Genomic DNA, 18676 nt, shown 5'->3' with positions numbered 1-18676 from the left:
AACCGACCCCGGTCGAGCTCCGCCCAAGAGGCCGGTGTCCGGGTGGGCGTGGCCGGCCGCAGGGATCAGGCGGCCGAACCGGGATTGGCTTTCCGGCCCATTGGTACCTATCGTTCCCGACTTGGTGGCGCCGCGAAGGATTTCACGGGGATGCGTGCCACACAGTCGGCCGCCAATTGAGCAGTGCCAGGTCATCGCCCATGTCCGCGTACACCCCTTCGACCGCCTGACCGTACTCGGGCTCGCGATCGCCGTCCCACCCGCCGTGGATCAGGCAGCCGGGCACGGCGGCGAGCCGGACCAGGACCACGACGTACGGCTCGCTCGCTCCGGGCATGAACGGCCGGCGGTTGACGATCCAGCTCTCCACGGTGCCCAGCGGCTCGACGGCCTCCCAGCGCCAGTCCTCGGTACGGCAGGCCGGGCAGAAGGCCCTGGGCGGGAAGCGGGCCGTGTGGCAGGTGTCGCAGCGCTGGACCGCGAACTCGTGGCCGGCCAGCCGGGCCCACCAGTCCTTGGAGTCGCGATCAGGCGTCGGCCGCACCCCTTGGGGCGGCCTGCCGTACCGGTCGGGCATGGATCAGCCCTTTCTGAGGTCGGGCATGGATCAACCTCCGCTGAGGCCGGGCATCGGGTCAGCCCCTTCTGAGCAGGAGGGCCGAGGTGGCGGGGAGGATGTAGCCGGGCTGGGCGGTGGACAGAGCCACCTCGGCGCCCGCGACCTGCCGGTCGCCCGCGTCCCCGCGTAGCTGGGAGACGGCCTCCGCTATGTGGTTGACGCCGTGGACGTAGCCCTCCGACAGGAAGCCGCCGTGCGTGTTGACCGGGAGCGCTCCGTCGAGGGCCGTGGCCCCCGAGGCGACGTACGGCCCGCCCTCGCCCTTGGCGCAGAAGCCGTAGTCCTCCAGCTGGACGATCACCGAGTAGGTGAAGCAGTCGTACAGCTGCGCCACGTCGATGTCGGCCGGGCCGAGCCCGGCCTGGGCGTACAGGCGCGGGGCCAGCGCGGCGGCGGCCGTGGTGGTGGGGTCGGCCCGGCCGCCGGACAGGTGCGAGTCGCCACCGCCCCAGGCCGCGCCGGAGATCAGCACCGGCGGGCGGCGCAGGGAGCGGGCGCGCTCGGCGGTCGTGATGACCAGGGCGCACGCGCCGTCGGTCTCCAGGCAGCAGTCGAGCAGGCGGAACGGCTCGGCGATCCACCTGCTGTCCAGGTAGTCGTCGAGGGTGATGGGCGTACGCATGAGAGCGCGGGGGTTCTTGACGGCGTTCGCCCGCTGGGTGACGGCCAGCTGCCCGAAATGCTCCGCCTTAGTGCCATATTTCTGCATGTGGGCGCGGGCGTACATCGCGTACTGCTGCGGCGGCGCGAAATAGCCGTAAGGCGCTTGATATTGCACCTCGGGGCTCACCGGAAGGCCCCGTCCGGTGCCGCCCATGCGGAACTCCGACCGGGCGTTGATCGCGCGGTAGCAGACGACGGTCTCCGCCACGCCGGCCGCCACGGCCAGCGCCGCCTGCGCCACGACCGCGTGCGAGACGCTGCCGCCGCCGAACTGGTCGAGGTACCAGGCCGGATCGGCCAGGCCGAGCGCGGGCCCCACCAGGGACGGGGCCGCCGAGTCGCCCACCCGATGGGTCGCGAGGCCCTCGACGTCGCCGGGGCCGAGGCCGGCGTCGTCGAGGGCGGCCAGGATGGCGCGACAGGCCAAGGTGAGTGTGCTGACCCCCGAGTCCTTGGTGAAGGGCGTGTACCCGACGCCCACCACAGCCGTACGGTCCCGGAACTCAAGCAAGCGCTTGGCCATCCTGAAACGCTAGATCGGACCGTCCACATATGTCAACGGGGGGTATCTCGCGGCATTTCGCTTGACACCTTTTCCGTCGCACGCCTACCGTCCAAGCAAGCGCTTGGTAAGATACGATGCAGACGGCGAGGAGGAGGAGACCATGAGCACACACGCTGCCCGGCTGATCACGCCGGACGGCTGTGGCGGCCCCCCGGTGCCGTACCAGCGCAGGACTCTCAACGGAGCCTCGATGCCGAACGGCCAGTCCCACGCGAGCGGCAACGGCCAGCTCGACAGCCGGAGGTTCAGGTCGGTGCTGGGCAGGTTCGCCACCGGCGTGGTGGCGATCACCGCCCTCGACCCGGCCAGCGGCGAGCCATGCGGCCTGGCGGCCAACTCCTTCACCTCGGTGTCGCTGGACCCGCCACTGGTGGCGTTCTGCGTGGCGCACACGAGCACGAGCTGGCCCAAGGTGCGCGGCGCCAAGGTCATCACCGTGAACGTGCTCGCCGAGCACCAGCAGCACGTCTGCGCCCAGCTCGCGAGCCGGGGCGGCGACAAGTTCGCCGGGCTGCGGTGGACCGGCTCGCCCGGCGGCAACCCGGTGCTCGAAGGGACCCTGGCCTGGCTCGACTGCGCGGTCGAGGCCGAGCACATGGCGGGTGACCACGTGATCGTGGTGGCCCGGGTGCTCCAGCTCGACACGCACGCGGACGGCGGCCCGCTGCTGTTCTTCCGCGGCGGCTACGGCGGCTTCGTTGAGCCCGCGTGACGGTGAGCCCGAGTGGTGGCGTTTCCGTTGAGCCTGCGTGAACAGGCGCGCGCCTGGCTGGCCGCAAACCTCACCGGAGACTTCGCGCACGCCCGCGGCCTGGGCGGCCCCGGGCGCGAGCACGAAGGTCACGAGGTACGGCTGGCCTGGGAGCGGCATCTCGGCAAGGCGGGCTGGACCTGCCTGGGCTGGCCCGTCGAGTACGGCGGACGCGACGCCTCCCTGGCCGACCAGATCGCCTTTCACGAGGAGTACGCCCTGGCCGACGCCCCCGCCCGCGTGGGCCACATCGGCGAGGGACTCATCGGGCCGACGATCCTGGAGTTCGGCACCGAGGCGCAGAAGGCCCGTTTCCTGCCCCCGATCCAGCGGGGCGACGAGCTGTGGTGCCAGGGCTACTCCGAGCCGGAGGCGGGCTCCGATCTGGCCAACGTCCAGACGAAGGCGCACCTGACGGGCGACGAATGGGTCATCACCGGGCAGAAGGTGTGGACGTCCCTGGCCCACGTGTCCGACTGGTGCTTCGTGCTCTGCCGTACAGAAGCGGGCTCCCAGCGCCACCGCGGGCTGTCGTACCTGCTCGTGCCCATGGACCAGCCCGGCGTCGAGGTACGGCCGATCGTGCAGATGACCGGGACGTCCGAGTTCAACGAGGTGTTCTTCGACGGGGCCAGGACCGCGGCCGGGAACGTGCTCGGCGCGCCCGGCGACGGCTGGCGCGTCGCGATGGCCACGCTCGGCTATGAGCGGGGCGTCTCCACGCTGGGGCAGCAGATCGGGTTCCGGCGGGAGCTGGCCCGGGTGATCGAGGTCGCCGAGCGTACCGGCGCGGCCGGCGACCCGGTGCTGCGTGACCGGCTGGTGCGGTCGTGGCTGGAGCTGGAGATCATGCGGCTCAACGCGCTGCGGGCCGATCCGGGGCCGGTGGCGTCGATCGCCAAACTGTACTGGTCGGAGTGGCATCGCCGGCTGGGCGAGCTGGCTCAGGCCGTACAACTCAAGTCCGGACTTGTCGCCCGCGACGGCGAGCTCAACGACCTCCAGCGGCTGTATCTCTTCAGCCGGGCGGACACGATCTATGCCGGTTCCAGCGAAATCCAGCGGAACATCATCGCCGAGCGCACCCTGGGACTCCCCCGCTGACGGACCTCTCTCTGATCGGAGCACCATGGCACCGCCCTATCCGAGAGCGCACGGGCTGCTCGACGGCAAGGTCACGCTGGTCACGGCCGCGGCGGGGGCCGGGATCGGCTACGCGACGGCCAAGCGCTGCGCCGAGGAGGGGGCCACGATCGTCGTCTCCGACCGGCACGAGCGCCGTCTGTCCGCCGCCGCCGACTCCCTGACCGAGCTCACCGGCGTCAAGCCGCTCGCGGTGCCGTGCGACGTGACGTCGGAGGCCCAGGTGCTGGCGCTGTTCGACGCGGTGGTGGAGGCGCACGGACGGCTGGACGTGGTGGTCAACAACGCCGGGCTCGGCGGTACGGCCTCACTGGCCGAGATGACCGACGAGCAGTGGCACACCGTCATCGACGTCACCCTGAACGGCACCATGCGCTGCACCAGAGCCGCGCTGAAGCAGATGATCGCCCAGGGCTCCGGGGTGATCGTGAACAACGCCTCCGTGATCGGCTGGCGGGCGCAGCGAGGGCAGGCGCACTACGCGGCGGCCAAGGCCGGGGTGATGGCGCTGACCAGGTGCGTCGCGCTGGAGGCCGCCGAGCACGGCGTCCGGGTCAACGCGGTGGCGCCTTCGCTGGCCGTCCACCCGTTCCTGGCGAAGGTGACCAGTGAGGAGCTGTTGGCGGAGCTGGCGGCCGCGGAGGCGTTCGGGCGTTCGGCGGAGCCGTGGGAGGTGGCGAACGTGATCGTCTTCCTGGCCAGCGACTACTCCTCGTACATGACGGGCGAGGTCGTCTCCGTCTCCTCCCAGCACCCGTGACCATATCCTGAGTGACAGGATATAGTGGGCTGGTGAATATAACGGAGCCCATGTTCCTGGCGCTCACCGCGCTGGTGGACGAGCCGCGGCACGGCTACGGCATCGTCCAAGAGGTCGATCGACTGTCCGAGGGGCGGGTGCAGCTCAAGATCGGCTCCCTCTACGGCGTGCTGGACCGGCTGACCGGGGAGGGGCTGGTGGCGCTCGACCGGGAGGAAGTGGCACAGGGGCGGCTACGCCGCTACTACCGGCTGACCGACTCCGGGGCGGGGGCCCTGGAGGAGGAGGCCGCCCGCCTGGCGGCCAACGCCCGCGCGGCGACCGCCCGCCTCCGGGACCGGACCGCCCGCCTGCACCCTGGAACGGCCATGGCGCTCGCCGGAGGTGCCGCGTGAACGAGTTGCTCGAACGGCGCTACCGCACCGTCCTGCGACTGCTCCCCCGCTCCTACCGGGCCGAGCGGGAGGAGGAGATGGTGGCCGCGAATGTCGTGGTACCGCTGGCGGCCCTGCTCGTCGGCTTCCACGACGACGTCGCGCCGGTGCGGCGGGCGTGGCGGATGACGGTCCTGCCGCTGGCCGCCGGGCTGCTGTTGCGGGTCGTCGTCCTCGCCCTGCTGACGCCGTTGGTGAAGGTGCCGCTGTTGTGGCCGTGGGTGGACGTGACGGGTCTGGCCACGGCGGTGCTCGTGGTGGCCGGGATCGTCTGCCTCGCGCGCGACCTGCCCGCGTACGTGCCGCTCGCGCTGGCGATCCTCGGGGCATTGCTGCTGCCGTCGCGGCTGTCGATGGTGGACAACAGCTACCTGAGCTCGGGGCTGGGAGCGCTGTGGGTGTCCAGCGTGGCCCAGTTCGTGGCGCTGGTCGTCATGGTGACGGTCCTCGCGGTCGCGGGCTTCCGCGGTTTGCCGTCCGAACGGCAGGGACGGGCCGTGGTCTAGCGTCAGGTCTCCTCCCAGTGGGGGGTGTGCGCTTCGATGTCCTCCGGCAGGCCGATGCGGCCGTTCAGCAGAATGAGCGGGGTGATCTGAACGCTGGTGGTGAAGCGGATGTAGCCGACGAAGAACTCGATCCCGGCGGCCCGCGCGTCGACCGAGCACGGGCCGAGCCACTCCAGCAGCGCCCGGACCTGGTAGAACGCGTCGGGGTGGAGTTCTTGGCGTACCGTCAGCGCCCAGCCCTCCGCCTGCTTCCTCTCGACCAGTTCCGCGACGAGTGCCCCGCCCACGCGCAGGGCGGGGCCGCGCCGCGCGAACACGGGCTCCGGACCGACGGTCTCCCACTCGCAGCCGGGGTCGTCGGGGTCACCGAGGGGATAGGTCTCCTGGTAGTCGCCGGTGCCGATCGGCAGCCGTTCAGGTCGTGGCCCTTGCCCCACATGCCACCGCAGCTCGGCGAGCTCGTCGTCGCCGAGTTCGGCGCGAAGGTCCATGGTCAGCACGAGTTCGTAGATGTCTCCCACCGGCGCACCCTATCGATCACCGGCACGGCCACCCTGACAGGGAAAGACCAGGGTAGGCGCGCGAGCTGGGACGACTTAAGGTCCGAGACATGGGCACACGCGCTTCCCACCTGCTAGATGTCCTCATGACGGAGTTCGGCGAGTCGATCAAGCGAGACCCCGCGGCGTTCAGGCGGAAATTTCGGAAAATGGCGGCCTCCCCTTTTGCCTTCTACCGGGGCAGCGCCTGCCTGTTCTACGCGGACCTCACCGAAGGGTTCGCAGACTCCTCATACCTTGACGAACCGACCAGCCGCGTATGGATCCACGGCGACCTGCACGCCGAGAACTTCGGCACCTACATGAACGCCTCAGGCGTGCTGGTCTTCAACGTCAACGACTTCGACGAGGCGTACGTGGGACCGTACGTCTGGGACCTCAAGCGGTTCGCCGCCAGCGTGGCGCTGATCGGGTACGCCAAGGCCCTGTCGGACGACGCGATCAGCGGGCTGGTGAGCGACTTCGCCGACGCGTACCTGGCCGAGCTGGGCGGCATCGCGCGCGGCGGGGACGACGCGATCGGGTCGCTCACGCTCGACACCACCACCGGCGTGCTGCACCGGGTGCTCCAGACGGCCCGGCTGAGCACGCGCGTGGCGATGCTGGACGTCGAGACCCTGATCGACGACTACGACCGGCGCTTCGCGATCATGGACGGGCGCGAGCCCGTCGACGCGGCGACCCGTGACTTCGTGACAGCCGCGTTCGAGGACTACCTGACGACGCTGCCCACGCAGTCGAACCCCGTCGAGCACGTGATCAAGGATGTGGCGCTGCGCAAGGGCGTGGGGATCGGGTCGGCGGGGCTGCCGTCGTACAACCTGCTGCTGGAGGGGCGGTCGCAGGCGCTGGAGAACGACGTCATCCTCTACATGAAGCAGGCGCAGGTGCCGGCGGTGGCCCGGCACGTCCCGGATGAGAAGGTCGCCCGTTACTTCCACCACCAGGGACATCGGACGGCGGAGTCGCAGCGGGCGCTGCAGGCCTACGCCGATCCGTGGCTGGGCTACACGACGTTGAACGGCGTGGGGCAGTTGGTGGCGGAGGTCTCGCCCTACTCCGCCGACCTGGACTGGGACGACGTCAACGAGCCGGCGGAGCTGCGGTCGATCATGCGGGATCTGGGCCGGGCGGTGGCGCGCATGCACTCGGTGGCGGACGACGAGTCGAGCCACGACCTGGTGAACTTCTCGACGGAGGAGTCCATCATGGCCGTGGTCAACGGCGACAGGCCCGGATTTATCGGGATGTTGGTGGATTTTGCGCACCGTTATGGGGCACAGGCCCGGGAAGACCACCAACGGTTCGTCGACCTCTTCCGCAACGGCCGCCTTCCGGGGGTGTGACCGCCCCGCCCCGTGCGGGTGTGGGCGCCGACTCTCCCGACACGATCCCGTGGCCCGGCTGTTCGGACGTGGTCCGAGCGGAGACATGGGCAGGAACGTGGAAGGAGCATCGTGAGGCGTCTGGTGGGGTTACTGCTGGGGACGGAAGAGGACTGGCCGTCGGCGTTCGAGACGGTGCTGAAGCGGTTGGGGCCGGTCAAGGGGGTCGGCGAGTTCGACGTGGAGCGCATCACGATCGAGCCGTTCGACCTGCGCGACCAGCCCCGCCACGATCTGGTGATCGACCGGCTGGCGTACTGGTACTACCACCCGCGCGAGTGGCTCAAGAAGGTCGCCATGATGGACGACGTCTACCTGCTGAACAGCCCCTTCACCTTCCAGTCCATGGAGAAGCACGCCGCCTACTGCGCCATGATGCGCCTCGGGCTGAAGGTCCCGAAGACGGTGCTCGTGCCGTACAAGAACCCGCCCGGCAACACCAAGTACGCCTACACGGCGGCCCGCTACAACCAGCCGTTCGATCTTGACGCGGTCGCGGAGGGGGTCGGCTATCCGCTGTTCATGAAGCCGTACGACGGCGGCGCGTGGCGCGGGGTGTCGCTGGTACGGGACCCCGATGAGCTCCATCGGGCCTACGACCAGAGCGGCGAGATGCTCATGCATCTGCAGAAGGCGGTCGAGGGTTACGACGCGTTCGCCCGTTCGCTGTCGATCGGGGCGGAGACGATGGTGATGCGGTTCCGGCCCGAGGAGCCGATGCACGCCCGGTACGTCGTGGACCACGACTTCCTCGCCCCGAGCGTTGGCGAGGAGGTGGTCACGATCGGGCGGCTGGTGAACGCGTTTTTCCGGTGGGAGTTCAACTCCTGCGAAACCCTGGTCAAGGGTGCGGATGTGCACCCGATCGACTACGCCAACGCCTGCCCGGACGTGGCGCTGACGAGCCTGCACTACTACTTCCCCTGGGCGATCAAGGCGCTGGTCCGGTGGAGCGTGTTCTGCGTGGGCACCGGGCGGCGGCCGCGGCTCGATCTGGACACGCGGGAGTATTTCGCGGTCACCGGGACGTACGAGGAGCGGCTGGCGGCCTACCGGCAGCTGGCCGACGCCTACTTCGAGACCGACCGTTACCAGGACTTCTGCGACAGTCGGCTGCGCCACCTGGACGAGATCGTGCTGGACTGGGTGGCGGGGCCGGACTTCGACCGCCTGCTGGTCGACACGGTGACGGCCACGTACCCCGCGCACGAGAGGGACCGCTTCGTGGAGCACTTCCGCGGCCTGCTGGGACTGTGGGTGAAGGACTCCGGCTGAGCGCCGCGCCTTCGGGGGCGGGCTGGTGATGGGCCGGCTGGCCCGCGCCTTCGAGGCGGGCTTGCGAGGCCTGCTGGCTACCGACCAGTCGGTATGGCATGCTTCCGGAACATGACGCTGTTCTCGGTGGAAGGCAAGGCCGTCGTCGTCACCGGCGGCTCCCGTGGCATCGGACGCATGATCGCGACCGGGTTCGTCGAGGCCGGGGCGACCGTGTACATCTCCGCGCGCAAGGCCGCCGAGGTGGAGCAGACCGCCAAGGAGCTGGGCTGCGTGGCCGTGCCGGCCGATCTGTCCACACCCGAGGGGGTGGGCGCGCTGGTGGCGGCGGTGGACGGCCCGCTGGACGTGCTGGTGAACAACGCGGGCGCGGCCTGGGGCGCGCCGCTGGAGGACTATCCGGAGCACGCCTTCGACAAGCTCTGGAACATCAACGTCAAAGGGGTCTTCTTCCTGACCCAGCGCTTCCTGCCGCAGCTGCGGGCGGCGGCCAGCGCGGCGGATCCGGCGCGGGTGATCAACATCGGGTCCATCGACGGGATCAGGGTGCCGTCCGTGGAGAACTTCGCCTACTCCGCGTCGAAGTCCGGCGTACACATGCTGACCCGGCACCTGGCCAGGCAGTTGGCGCCCGAGCACATCACCGTGAACGCCATCGCGCCGGGGCCGTTCGACTCGAAGATGATGGCGTTCGCCCTGGATGATCCGGCCATCCGGGAGAGCATCGCGGCGAGTGTGCCGATGGGCCGGATCGGCCACCCCGACGACATGGCCGGGGCGGCGATCTACCTCTCCTCACGTGCCGGGGCGTACCTGACGGGCACGGTCATTCCGGTCGACGGCGGCATCTCCTGCTGATCCCCGACCCTGGGGAGCCGTCGGGAAGCCGGACCAGGTCGATCCTGGCGTACAGAAGGGCCTGGGGGATGGCGGCAAGCACCTTCTCAGCGAGTTCGACCTGGTCCGGGGCCGGTGTGCGCGGTTCGGACCGAACCTGATCCGCGCCCTCTCTCCCGGGGAGCCATGGTGGTCACCGCACTAGTCGGAAGTGGTGCTCACACCCACCCCGCTACGGTGCGTGGCGGTGGCGGCTATGCCGTTGATGTTGTTGACGTTGGTCGACCGACCGGCACCCTCGTTGACCGCTGCGATGTCGGCGAGACTGTTTCCGGACTGGGACGAGTAGGTGTTGCCGCTCCAGGCGTCGGTCCAGGTGTCAGCGTGAGCGGGGGTGGCCGGCAGGATGGCGCCGACGGCCGCTGCCACGACGGCACCGGTGACGCACAGCTTCTCGATCACTTCAGCTCCTTCGCCGGTGGGCGTCTCGCATGAGACAGCACCTGGCTCAAGAGCACACCGCCATCCCCGTTGACCTTCTTTGACCTTTGAGGATCAAAGCCAGAGCGATCATATAACTAAGCGTAGTGGTAGCGTGACTCTTAGCGACTAGAACATTCTTCTGTGATCGTTTTACTGACAGCCGGTGTCAGTGGTCGGCTCGTAGCCTCCGCGCATGATTTACGAGTTGCGCAACTACACGATGCGTCCCGGCGGGCGTGACACGCTGATCGAGTTGTTCGAGCGCGAGTTCATCGAAGGGCAGGAGGCGGCCGGGATCGGGGTGGTCGGTCACTTCCGGGACCTGGATGATCCAAACATGTATCCGTGGATACGGAAATTTCCGGATATGGAGGCTCGACGGGCGGCCCTCACAGCCTTCTACGGCGGCCCGATCTGGAAGGCCAACCGGGACGCGGCCAACGCGACGATGATCGACTCCGGAAACGTGCTGCTGCTGCGGCCAGTGCCCGCGTCCTCCGCCGACGTGCCGCGCGGCTCCTCTCTCGATCCCTTTTCCGGTACGGTCCGGCCGCCCGTCGGCGCCACCGTTGTGCCCGAGTCGCTGTACGTCGCGATGATCTACCACGTCGAGGACGGGTTCGCCGAGTTCTTCGCGCGGGAGGCCGTACCCGTGCTCAGTGAAGCCGGAGTGCCGCCCGTGGCGTGCTTCGAGACCGAGACCGCCGAGAACACCTTTCCCGCCCTGCCCGTACGTACAGGGGAGCAGGTGTTCGTGTGGTTCGCCCGGTTCGATCGGCCCTCGGACGAACGTGATGTGGCGCTGCCCGGACTGGAGTCCCGGTTGACCTCTCCCCCGCAGCGCCTCCGCCTGGCTCCCACGGCTCGATCAGCACTTCGCTGAGGCTCCGGCCAACGGGTTGGTCCGGAGGCGCGGACAATGGTGGGCATGGAGGTAGTGATCGTGTCCGGGCCGCCGGGGGCGGGCAAGTCGACCGTGGCCCAGCTGCTGGCCGACGCCGTCACGCCCAGTGTGCATCTGCGTACGGATGACTTCTGGGCGTTCATCCGGCGAGGCGGCATCGCACCGTACCTGGCGGAGTCTCGTCGTCAGAACGAGACCGTCATGAGCGTGCTGGCGGGCGCGGCGTTCGGGTACGCCGACGGCGGCTATCACGTGATGGTGGATGGCGTCGTCGGGCCGTGGTTCGTCGATGCCTTCGCCAAGGTACGGAGTGCTCCGCTGCACTATGTGGTGCTCCGGCCCGACCGGGAGACGACCCTGGTCAGGGCGACCGGGCGGGGGCTTGACGCGCTTACGGATCCCGAGCCGGTCCTGCAGATGTACCAGCAGTTCGTCGACCTGGGTGAGCTGGAGTCGCACGCCTTCGACTCCAGCGGCCTGACCGCCGAACAGACGGCCGCCGAGATCCGCACCCGGCTGTCCGAGGGCGCCTACCTGCTCAAGCCGTAGCCGATTCCAGAGCCCGCCTCACGCCGGAGGCGGGCCCGCGCCGTAGGCGGGTAGTGGGGCGGGGGCGTCTTTGAGGAGTTTCGCGACCGCTTCGCCCACCTCGGCGGGGGACCAGCGGGCGCCGCGATCCGCGCGTGGCCCGTGGGTCCAGCCGGTGGCCAGGGAGATCACTCCGCCCTCCACCTCGAACACCCGGCCCGTCACCGCCTCCGACGCCGTCGAGCCGAGCCAGACGACCAGTGGTGACACGTTCGCCGGGTGCATCGTGTCGAAGCCGGAATCGGGCGCGGCCATGGTCTCGGCGAAGACCTCCTCGGTCATGCGGGTGCGGGCGGCGGGGGCGATGGCGTTCACCGTCACGCCGTACCGGCCCAGTTCGGCGGCGGCCACCTGGGTCAGCGCGACGATCCCGGCCTTGGCGGCGGAGTAGTTGGACTGGCCGACGCTGCCGAGCAGGCCCGCGCCCGACGAGGTGTTGATCACGCGGGCGGCCGCGGGTGCGCCGGACTTGGCTCGTTCACGCCAGTACGCGGCGGCGTGCCGCATCGTCAGGAAGTGGCCCTTGAGGTGGACTCGGATGACCTCGTCCCAGTCGTCTTCGCCCATGGAGACCAGCATGCGGTCGCGGACGAACCCGGCGTTGTTCACCAGCACGTCGAGCCCGTCGTAAGCGCTGACGGCCGTCTTCACCAGCCGGGCCGCGCCGTCCCAGTCGGCCACGTCGTCGCTGCTGGCCACCGCCTGGCCGCCGAGCGCGCGGATCTCCTCGGCCACGGCCAGCGCGGGCCCGCCGGACCTGCCGTCGCCGCCGAGGCCGGTGCCCAGGTCGTTGACCACGACGCGGGCGCCCTGCCTGGCGAACTCCAGCGCGTGCTCCCTCCCGATGCCCCGCCCGGCTCCGGTCACGATCACGACGCGGCCGTCACAGATTCCCACACGGACCTCCCAGGAAGATCAGGCAGAGATATCAGGAAATGTCGCTTGAAGCCAGGTGTTGCCAGGCGGGAATCTCGCCGCCTCCGTGCACGTGTACTTGCGCCCCCGTCACATAACCGGGCGCGGCCAGCCACAGGCAGACCGCCGCCACGTCGGCGGGCGTGGCCATCCGCCCGGCCGGGATGGCGGTCCCCACGTCCTTGCCGCCGTAGTGGTCGGCGGCGTCCTCGGTGGCGGCCAGTCCGACGACGACGGTGTTGACGCGTACATCCGGAGCCCACTCGGCGGCCAGGCAGTTCGCCAGGTGGTGCAGTCCCGCCTTGGCCGCGCCGTACGCCGAGGTGCCCGGCGAGGGCCGCGCGCCGCTGGAGCTGCCGATCATCACGACGGAGCCGCCCGAGGCGGCGAGCAGCGGGTAGGCGCGCTGCGCGACGAGCAGGGGGGCGATCAGATTGAGCTCGATGACGCGCGCGTGCAGGCGTGGTGAGGTGCCCGCCAGCGGCGCGTACGGCGAGCCGCCCGCGTTGTTGACGACCACGTCCAGCCGGTCGAGCCCGGAGAACAGCCGCTCGAGGTCGTCGGCGTCCCGCACATCGGCCCGCACGAACCGCACTCCGGCGACCGGCGGAGGTGGTGGGTCGTGCCGGGCGCAGACGATCACTTCGGCGCCGGCCACCGTGAAGGCGGTGGCGATGCCCGCGCCGATCCCCCGAGTCCCGCCGGTCACCAGGACGACCTTGCCCGTGTAGTCGTAAGTCACCGTCACGGGTGCTACCGTACCAAGCAAGCGTTAGGTGCAACCAGGGAGCGGGATGGGAATCACGCTGCGGGACGGCCCGATCGCCGAGGTCGTCATGGACGTCCCACCGGTGAACGCGCTGCCGGCGCGAGCCTGGCACGAGCTGGCCGGCGCCGTGACGGCCGCCGGGCAGGACGAAGCGACCAGGGTCGTCGTGCTACGAGCCGAGGGCCGGGGCTTCAACGCCGGCGTGGACATCAAGGAGATGCAGGCCACGGAGGGCCACACCGCCCTGATCAATGCGAACAGGGGGTGCTTCGCGGCGTTCGCGGCCGTGTACGACTGCCCGGTACCCGTGATCGTCGCCGTGCACGGCCACTGCGTCGGCGGCGGCGTGGGCCTGGTGGGCAACGCCGACGTCGTGCTGGCCAGCGAGGACGCCTACTTCGGCCTGCCCGAGGTGGACAGGGGCGCGCTCGGCGCCGCCACCCACCTGTCCCGGCTGGTGCCGCAGCACCTCATGCGCGCCATGGTCTACACGTGCCGGAACGTGACGGCGGCCGAGCTGCACGCGTTCGGCTCGGTGCTGGAGGTGGTGCCGCGTGACAAGCTGCGGGACGCGGCGATGGAGGTGGCGGGCCAGATCGCGGACAAGGACCCGTACGTGATCCGCCGCGCCAAGGAATCGCTCAATGGCATCGACCCGGTGGACGTGAAGAGCTCCTACCGCTTCGAGCAGGGCTTCACGTTCGAGCTGAACCTGATGGGCGCGGGCGACAGGCACCGGGACCGCTTCGTGGAGGGCTCGTGAGCAAGGTCATGTCCGTCGAGGAGGTCGCGGCCGAGGTCGAGAGCGGCATGACGGTCGGCATCGGCGGCTGGGGATCGCGCCGCAAGCCGATGGCGCTGGTCGCCGGCCTGCTGCGGTCGAACGTGCGGGACCTCACCCTCATCTCCTACGGCGGCCCGGACGTCGGCATGCTCTGCGCCGCCGGGAAGGTACGCAGGGTGGTGGCCCCGTTCGTGACGCTGGACTCCATCCCGCTCGAACCGCACTTCAGGCGGGCCAGGCAGGGCGGCACGATCGAGTTCGCCGAGTATGACGAGGGCATGTTCATGTTCGGGTTGCTGGCGGCGGCGCACCGGTTGCCGTTCCTGCCCACCCGGGCCGGTCTCGGCTCCGACGTCATGCGGGTCAACCCCGATCTGCGCACGGTCCGCTCGCCGTACGAGGACGGGGAGGAACTGGTCGCCGTGCCCGCGCTGACCATGGACGTCGCGCTGGTGCACCTCAACCGGGCGGACCGGCGCGGCAACGCGCAGTACCTGGGTCCCGATCCGTACTTCGACGACCTCTACGCCAAGGCGGCCGACCGGTGCTTCGTGTCGTGCGAGCGGCTGGTGGACACCGCCGACCTGCTGAAGGAGGGGCCGGTGCAGTCGCTGCTGATCAGCCGGTCGATGGTGAGCGGTGTGGTCGAGACGCCGGGCGGCGCGGGCTTCACCGCGTGCGAGCCCGACTACGGCCGCGACGAGCAGGAGCAGCGGCGCTACGTGGACACGCCTTGGGAGGAGTTCCGTGAGCAGAGCTGACGTGTCCGTAGGAGGGCTTCCGTGAGCAGGGCTGATGTGTGCGTGGTCGCCTGCGCGGAGGCGTTCAGAGGCGACGGGGAGATCCTCGCGGCCGGGATCGGCGGGGCGGTCACCGTGCTGGCGGCCCGGCTGGCCAGGCTGACGTTCGAGCCTGATCTGCTCACGCATGACGGCGTCTGCCTGCTGACGGGCGACGTGCCCGCGCTGGGCGAACGGCCCGAGGTGGTGGAGGGCTGGCTGCCGTTCCGCGATCACCTGTGGCTGGTGCTGAACGGCCGGCGGCACGTGATGCTCGGCGCGAGCCAGATCGACCGATTCGGCAACTCGAACATCTCCTGCATCGGCGACTGGGCGCGGCCCAAGGCGCAGCTTCTCGGCGTACGCGGCGCGCCGGGCAACACGCGCTGCGACCCGACGAGCTACTGGATTCCCCGGCACTCCCCCAAGGTGTTCGTGCCGCGAGTGGACGTTGTCAGCGGCCTCGGGACCGACAGAGGGGCCTACGACCTGCGGCGGGTGGTGACGAACCTGGCCGTGCTGGACTTCCGCACGCCGGACGGGTCGATGCGGCTGGCCTCGGTCCATCCGGGGGTGAGTGTCGCGGAGGTGGTCGCGGCGACGGGGTTCGAGTTGACGATCCCTGAGGACGTACCCGAGACCCGGGAGCCGACCGCCGAGGAGAGCAGGCTGCTGAAGGAGGTGCTCGACCCGCGCGGGTCCCGCGAGCGCGAGGTGGCGGCGTGAGGAGAGCCCGGCCGGAGGTGGTGGCGTGCGGACAGCGCTGACGGAGCTCGTGGGGTGCCGGTATCCGATCGTGCAGACCGGGATGGGGTACGTCGCGGGCGCGCGGCTCGCGGCGGCCACCTCGGAGGCGGGCGGGCTCGGGATCATCGCGGCCGCCACGATGTCCGTCCGCGAGATGACCGAGGCGATCAGCGGCGTGCGGGAGCGGACGGACGCCCCGTTCGGGGTGAACATCCGTTCCGACGCCGACGACGCGGCCGAACGGGTGGAGGTGATGATCCGCGAGGGCGTGCGCGTGGCGTCGTTCGCGCTGGCGCCGCGGCGGGAGCTGATCGACCGGCTGAAGGGCGCGGGCGTGGTGACGATCCCGTCCGTCGGCGCGCGGCGGCACGCCGAGAAGGTGGCCGCCTGGGGCGTGGACGCGGTGATCGTGCAGGGCGGCGAGGGCGGCGGCCACACTGGGCCGGTCGCGACGACCCTGCTGCTGCCCCAGGTGGTGGACGCGGTCGACATCCCGGTGATCGCGGCGGGCGGCTTCTTCGACGGGCGCGGGCTGGTGGCGGCGCTGGCGTACGGGGCGTGCGGCATCGCGATGGGCACCCGGTTCCTGCTGACGAGCGACTCGTCGGTGCCGGACGAGGTGAAGAAGGTCTACCTGGCGGCGGCCGACACGCTGGTCACCACCCGGGTCGACGGCGTGCCGCATCGGGTGCTCAGGACGCCGTTCGTGGAGTCGCTGGAGCGCTCCCGGCTGCTCAGGGCCGTGGTCAACGGCGCCAGGTTCAAGCGGCTGTCGGGGCTGACGTGGGCCCAGATGATCCGCGAGGGGCGCCGGATGCGGCATGGCCGCGAGCTGACCTGGGCGCAGGTGCTGCAGGCGGCCAACACGCCGGTGCTGCTGCGGGCGGCGATGGTCGAGGGTCGGGCCGACCTGGGGGTGATGGCCTCCGGGCAGGTGGTCGGGGTGCTCGACGACCTGCCGTCCTGCCGGGAGCTGATCGAGCGGGTCATGTCCGAGGCGGAGACCGTGATGGAGCGGCTCAGAGCACCGTGATGCCGCGGGCGCCCAGGATGGCCGCCGCCTGGGCGGGGTTGATCGTCGCCCCCTGGAAGGCCCGCAGCTTGGCGTCGTCGGGCTCGCCCAGGTCGGCGCCGCGCAGGTCGGCCTTGGCGAACACGGTCTTGAGCAGCTTGGTCCCGCGCAACCGGCAGTCGCTGAACGTCGCCTCGGTGAAGTCGCAGCCCGACAGGTCGGCGTCGTCGAAGCGGACGCCTTCGATGAACTCCCCGCGCAGCGAGCAGCCGCCGAGGTTGGCCATGGTCAGGTTGGACCGGGAGACCTTGAAGCCGGTGCCCCGCGCCGCGGTGAGCGACGCGCCGATCATGCGGCATCCGGTGAAGGTCACGTCCGTCACCAGTGCCCCGCCGAACTGGGCGGAGGACAGGTCGACGTCGGTGAACGTCACGTCGATGAGCTCGGCGTCGTTGAACCTGATCCGCATCCCGCCGCCGCCCGTGAACACCGCGCCGTCGAGGTCGGCCCGCCGGAAGTCGGCCTGTTCGAGCACGCACGACTCGAAGCGGGCGCCGGCCAGCGGGGCCCGCCGGAGGTCGGCCTCGGTCAGGTCGCAGTTGCGGAAGACATGGGTCTCGTCCGGTGCGAGCCGGTCGGTGAGCGTGGTCTGGGAGAGGTCCTCGCCGTCGAAGTTCACGGTGTCAAAGGGTACCGGTGATCACTTCGGCGGCGGCCTGGCCGCAGACCCTGGCCGAGCCGTACGTGGCGATGTGCACGGCGCCCAGATCGGAGCGGGCGGGCAGGCCCATCTCGACCACCACGGCGTCGGGGCGGGCGCTGAGCAGGTGCCGCAGTGCCTCGCTCTGCCAGAGGTGGCGGTGCGCGTCGCGGACCACGATGACGAGGGGGCGCCCGGCCGCGGCGGCGATGAGCCGCTCCAGCGCGGCCCCGGTCGCCTCGCCGGCCGCGAGGCGGGTCACGGCGGTGCCGGGCAGCAGCCTGCCCAGGGGCTCGCCGACGCCCCACGGCGTGTTCTTGTCGATGGCCAGGTTCATCTCGGGGGCCAGCTCCACCACGTGCGGCGCGGCGGTGAACGGCAGGACGGGGTCGTTGGTGCGGCGGGTGATCCTGAGCGCGCGGCGGGCCGCGGCCAGGCCGAGGTGGCCGTCCTCGGAGGCCGGGGTGCCCGTGGCGGCGGTCCAGGCGGCCAGCTCGCCGACCCGGCGCGCGGCGTCGGCCAGGCGCTCCTCCGGCAACAGGCCGTCGCGTACGGCCCCGGCTATCGCGTCGCGCACCTCGACGGCGGTCGCCTCGTCTGAGTGCTCGCCGCCGACGCAGATGGCGTCGGCCCCGGCGGCGATGGCGCGGGCGGCGGCGCCCCCGATCCCGTACGGCCCGGAGACGGCGGCCATCTCGATGCCGTCGGTGACGATCAGGCCGTCGAAGCCCAGCTCCTCGCGGAGCAGCCCGGTGAGCACCTTGGGGCTGAGCGTGGCGGGCAGGACGGCGTCGTACGCGGGCACCAGCAGGTGGCCGGTCATGACGGCCTTGACGCCTTCCTGGATCGCGGCGCGGAAGGGGCCCAGCGCGTCCTCGATCCCGTCGGTGGCGACCACGGGCACGCCGTGGTGGGAGTCGATCGAGGTGTCGCCGTGGCCGGGGAAGTGCTTGGCGCAGGCGGCCACCCCGGCGGACTGCAGGCCGCGGACGAACGCCCTGGTGTGCCGGGAGACCAGCGCGGCGTCGGCGCCGAAGGAGCGCAGGCCGATGACCGGGTTGTCAGGGTTGGAGTTCACGTCGGCCGAAGGGGCGAAGTCGAGCGTGATGCCCGCGGCCGCCAGCTCCGCGCCGAGGTCCCTGGCCACGGCCTCGGTCAGCGTCACGTCGTCCACGACGCCGAGGGCGTAGCCGCCGGGACGGCTGCTGCCGGTGGCCACCTCCAGCCGGGTCACCTCGCCCGACTCCTCGTCGATGCCGACCACTATGGCGGGGTTCTCCGCGCGCAGGGCGGCGGTCAGCTCGGCCACCTGGGCCGCGCCCGTGATGTTGCGGGAGAACAGCGCCACCCCGGCCAGCCCCTCCCCCAGGCGGCGGCGGAGCCAGTCGGGCGGGGTCGTCCCCGCGAATCCGGGCAGGATGACGGCATCGGCAAGGCACAGCAGGTCACCGCTCTTGAGCATGACCCGCAATCTAATAGGAAAGTTTCCTATTTGCT

22 protein-coding genes are annotated in these 18676 nt (G+C 70.6%); 14 read left to right on the top strand and 8 right to left on the bottom strand.

All coding sequences use genetic code 11. The features are described from left to right. Positions 1-142 precede the first annotated feature (142 nt). Positions 143-577 (bottom strand): zinc ribbon domain-containing protein, encoded by a 435-nt coding sequence (locus AB0B61_RS38120; RefSeq protein ID WP_358442761.1) that lies wholly within the window; start codon positions 575-577, stop codon positions 143-145. 58 nt (positions 578-635) lie between these two features. After that, positions 636-1805, bottom strand: coding sequence for an acetyl-CoA acetyltransferase (locus AB0B61_RS38115; protein WP_358442758.1), 1170 nt, complete (start codon positions 1803-1805; stop codon positions 636-638). A gap of 232 nt (positions 1806-2037) precedes the next feature. On the opposite strand from AB0B61_RS38115, the gene AB0B61_RS38110 reads away from it, so the two are divergent. From AB0B61_RS38110 to AB0B61_RS38090, 5 genes are read left to right on the top strand one after another with little or no spacing between them, the layout of a single operon-like run. Further along, entirely contained in the window at positions 2038-2559 is a 522-nt protein-coding gene (locus AB0B61_RS38110) for a flavin reductase family protein (RefSeq protein WP_358442826.1), read from the top strand. A gap of 27 nt (positions 2560-2586) precedes the next feature. Continuing rightward, on the top strand, positions 2587-3702 hold the full coding sequence (locus AB0B61_RS38105) for an acyl-CoA dehydrogenase family protein (RefSeq protein WP_358442755.1): 1116 nt from the start codon (positions 2587-2589) through the stop codon (positions 3700-3702). Between the two features lie 25 nt (positions 3703-3727). Beyond that, positions 3728-4501 carry an SDR family oxidoreductase gene (locus AB0B61_RS38100; protein WP_358442753.1) on the top strand — a complete coding sequence of 258 codons (774 nt, stop codon included), beginning with the start codon at positions 3728-3730 and terminating at the stop codon, positions 4499-4501. A 32-nt stretch (positions 4502-4533) separates the two neighbouring features. Further along, entirely contained in the window at positions 4534-4896 is a 363-nt protein-coding gene (locus tag AB0B61_RS38095; protein WP_358442750.1) for a PadR family transcriptional regulator, read from the top strand. Next, positions 4893-5441: a hypothetical protein gene (locus AB0B61_RS38090; protein ID WP_358442748.1), complete on the top strand. Its 549-nt coding sequence runs from the start codon at positions 4893-4895 to the stop codon at positions 5439-5441. The genes AB0B61_RS38095 and AB0B61_RS38090 overlap by 4 nt, the downstream gene beginning before the upstream one ends. Before the next feature lie 2 nt (positions 5442-5443). On the opposite strand, the gene AB0B61_RS38085 is transcribed toward AB0B61_RS38090, so the two are convergent. Next, the gene (locus tag AB0B61_RS38085; protein WP_358442745.1) at positions 5444-5962 is read right to left on the bottom strand and encodes a hypothetical protein; all 519 of its coding nucleotides are present in this window, start codon (positions 5960-5962) and stop codon (positions 5444-5446) included. 89 nt (positions 5963-6051) lie between these two features. On the opposite strand from AB0B61_RS38085, the gene AB0B61_RS38080 reads away from it, so the two are divergent. The 3 genes from AB0B61_RS38080 to AB0B61_RS38070 all read left to right on the top strand — a co-directional run bounded on the left by AB0B61_RS38080 (position 6052) and on the right by AB0B61_RS38070 (position 9519). Next, positions 6052-7347, top strand: a complete 1296-nt coding sequence (locus tag AB0B61_RS38080) for a DUF2252 domain-containing protein (protein ID WP_358442742.1) — start codon at positions 6052-6054, stop codon at positions 7345-7347. Positions 7348-7458: 111 nt separating this feature from the next. Further along, entirely contained in the window at positions 7459-8661 is a 1203-nt protein-coding gene (locus AB0B61_RS38075; protein WP_358442740.1) for a hypothetical protein, read from the top strand. A gap of 111 nt (positions 8662-8772) precedes the next feature. Next, positions 8773-9519 (top strand): SDR family oxidoreductase, encoded by a 747-nt coding sequence (locus AB0B61_RS38070; RefSeq protein WP_358442737.1) that lies wholly within the window; start codon positions 8773-8775, stop codon positions 9517-9519. Positions 9520-9699: 180 nt separating this feature from the next. On the opposite strand, the gene AB0B61_RS38065 is transcribed toward AB0B61_RS38070, so the two are convergent. Beyond that, positions 9700-9960 carry a hypothetical protein gene (locus AB0B61_RS38065; protein ID WP_358442734.1) on the bottom strand — a complete coding sequence of 87 codons (261 nt, stop codon included), beginning with the start codon at positions 9958-9960 and terminating at the stop codon, positions 9700-9702. 214 nt (positions 9961-10174) lie between these two features. Here AB0B61_RS38065 and AB0B61_RS38060 point away from each other — a divergent pair, with 214 nt between their 5' ends. Then, complete coding sequence (locus tag AB0B61_RS38060; protein ID WP_358442732.1) at positions 10175-10864, top strand: NIPSNAP family protein; 690 nt, start codon at positions 10175-10177, stop codon at positions 10862-10864. Between the two features lie 45 nt (positions 10865-10909). After that, positions 10910-11434 carry an AAA family ATPase gene (locus tag AB0B61_RS38055; protein ID WP_358442729.1) on the top strand — a complete coding sequence of 175 codons (525 nt, stop codon included), beginning with the start codon at positions 10910-10912 and terminating at the stop codon, positions 11432-11434. An 18-nt stretch (positions 11435-11452) separates the two neighbouring features. On the opposite strand, the gene AB0B61_RS38050 is transcribed toward AB0B61_RS38055, so the two are convergent. Next, positions 11453-12370 (bottom strand): SDR family oxidoreductase, encoded by a 918-nt coding sequence (locus tag AB0B61_RS38050; protein WP_358442726.1) that lies wholly within the window; start codon positions 12368-12370, stop codon positions 11453-11455. Positions 12371-12401: 31 nt separating this feature from the next. Continuing rightward, positions 12402-13136, bottom strand: coding sequence for an SDR family oxidoreductase (locus tag AB0B61_RS38045; RefSeq protein WP_358442723.1), 735 nt, complete (start codon positions 13134-13136; stop codon positions 12402-12404). Between the two features lie 46 nt (positions 13137-13182). On the opposite strand from AB0B61_RS38045, the gene AB0B61_RS38040 reads away from it, so the two are divergent. The 4 genes from AB0B61_RS38040 to AB0B61_RS38025 are packed head-to-tail and all read left to right on the top strand — an operon-like array spanning position 13183 to position 16500. Next, the gene (locus AB0B61_RS38040; protein WP_358442720.1) at positions 13183-13920 is read left to right on the top strand and encodes an enoyl-CoA hydratase family protein; all 738 of its coding nucleotides are present in this window, start codon (positions 13183-13185) and stop codon (positions 13918-13920) included. 8 nt (positions 13921-13928) lie between these two features. Further along, on the top strand, positions 13929-14702 hold the full coding sequence (locus tag AB0B61_RS38035) for a CoA-transferase (protein WP_358442823.1): 774 nt from the start codon (positions 13929-13931) through the stop codon (positions 14700-14702). Positions 14703-14723: 21 nt separating this feature from the next. Then, positions 14724-15446, top strand: a complete 723-nt coding sequence (locus AB0B61_RS38030) for a CoA-transferase (protein ID WP_358442718.1) — start codon at positions 14724-14726, stop codon at positions 15444-15446. A gap of 25 nt (positions 15447-15471) precedes the next feature. Beyond that, positions 15472-16500: a nitronate monooxygenase gene (locus AB0B61_RS38025; protein WP_358442715.1), complete on the top strand. Its 1029-nt coding sequence runs from the start codon at positions 15472-15474 to the stop codon at positions 16498-16500. Here the strand turns inward: AB0B61_RS38025 and AB0B61_RS38020 are convergent. Further along, complete coding sequence (locus tag AB0B61_RS38020) at positions 16487-17158, bottom strand: pentapeptide repeat-containing protein (RefSeq protein WP_358442712.1); 672 nt, start codon at positions 17156-17158, stop codon at positions 16487-16489. The two genes, AB0B61_RS38025 and AB0B61_RS38020, sit on opposite strands and share 14 nt — an antisense overlap. Before the next feature lie 4 nt (positions 17159-17162). After that, positions 17163-18641: a glycoside hydrolase family 3 N-terminal domain-containing protein gene (locus AB0B61_RS38015; RefSeq protein WP_358442710.1), complete on the bottom strand. Its 1479-nt coding sequence runs from the start codon at positions 18639-18641 to the stop codon at positions 17163-17165. Positions 18642-18676: the final 35 nt, after the last annotated feature.

The organism is Nonomuraea sp. NPDC049158 (genome assembly GCF_040648335.1).
Taxonomy (GTDB): Bacteria; Actinomycetota; Actinomycetes; order Streptosporangiales; family Streptosporangiaceae; genus Nonomuraea.
This window is presented reverse-complemented; position numbering and strand designations above follow the sequence as displayed.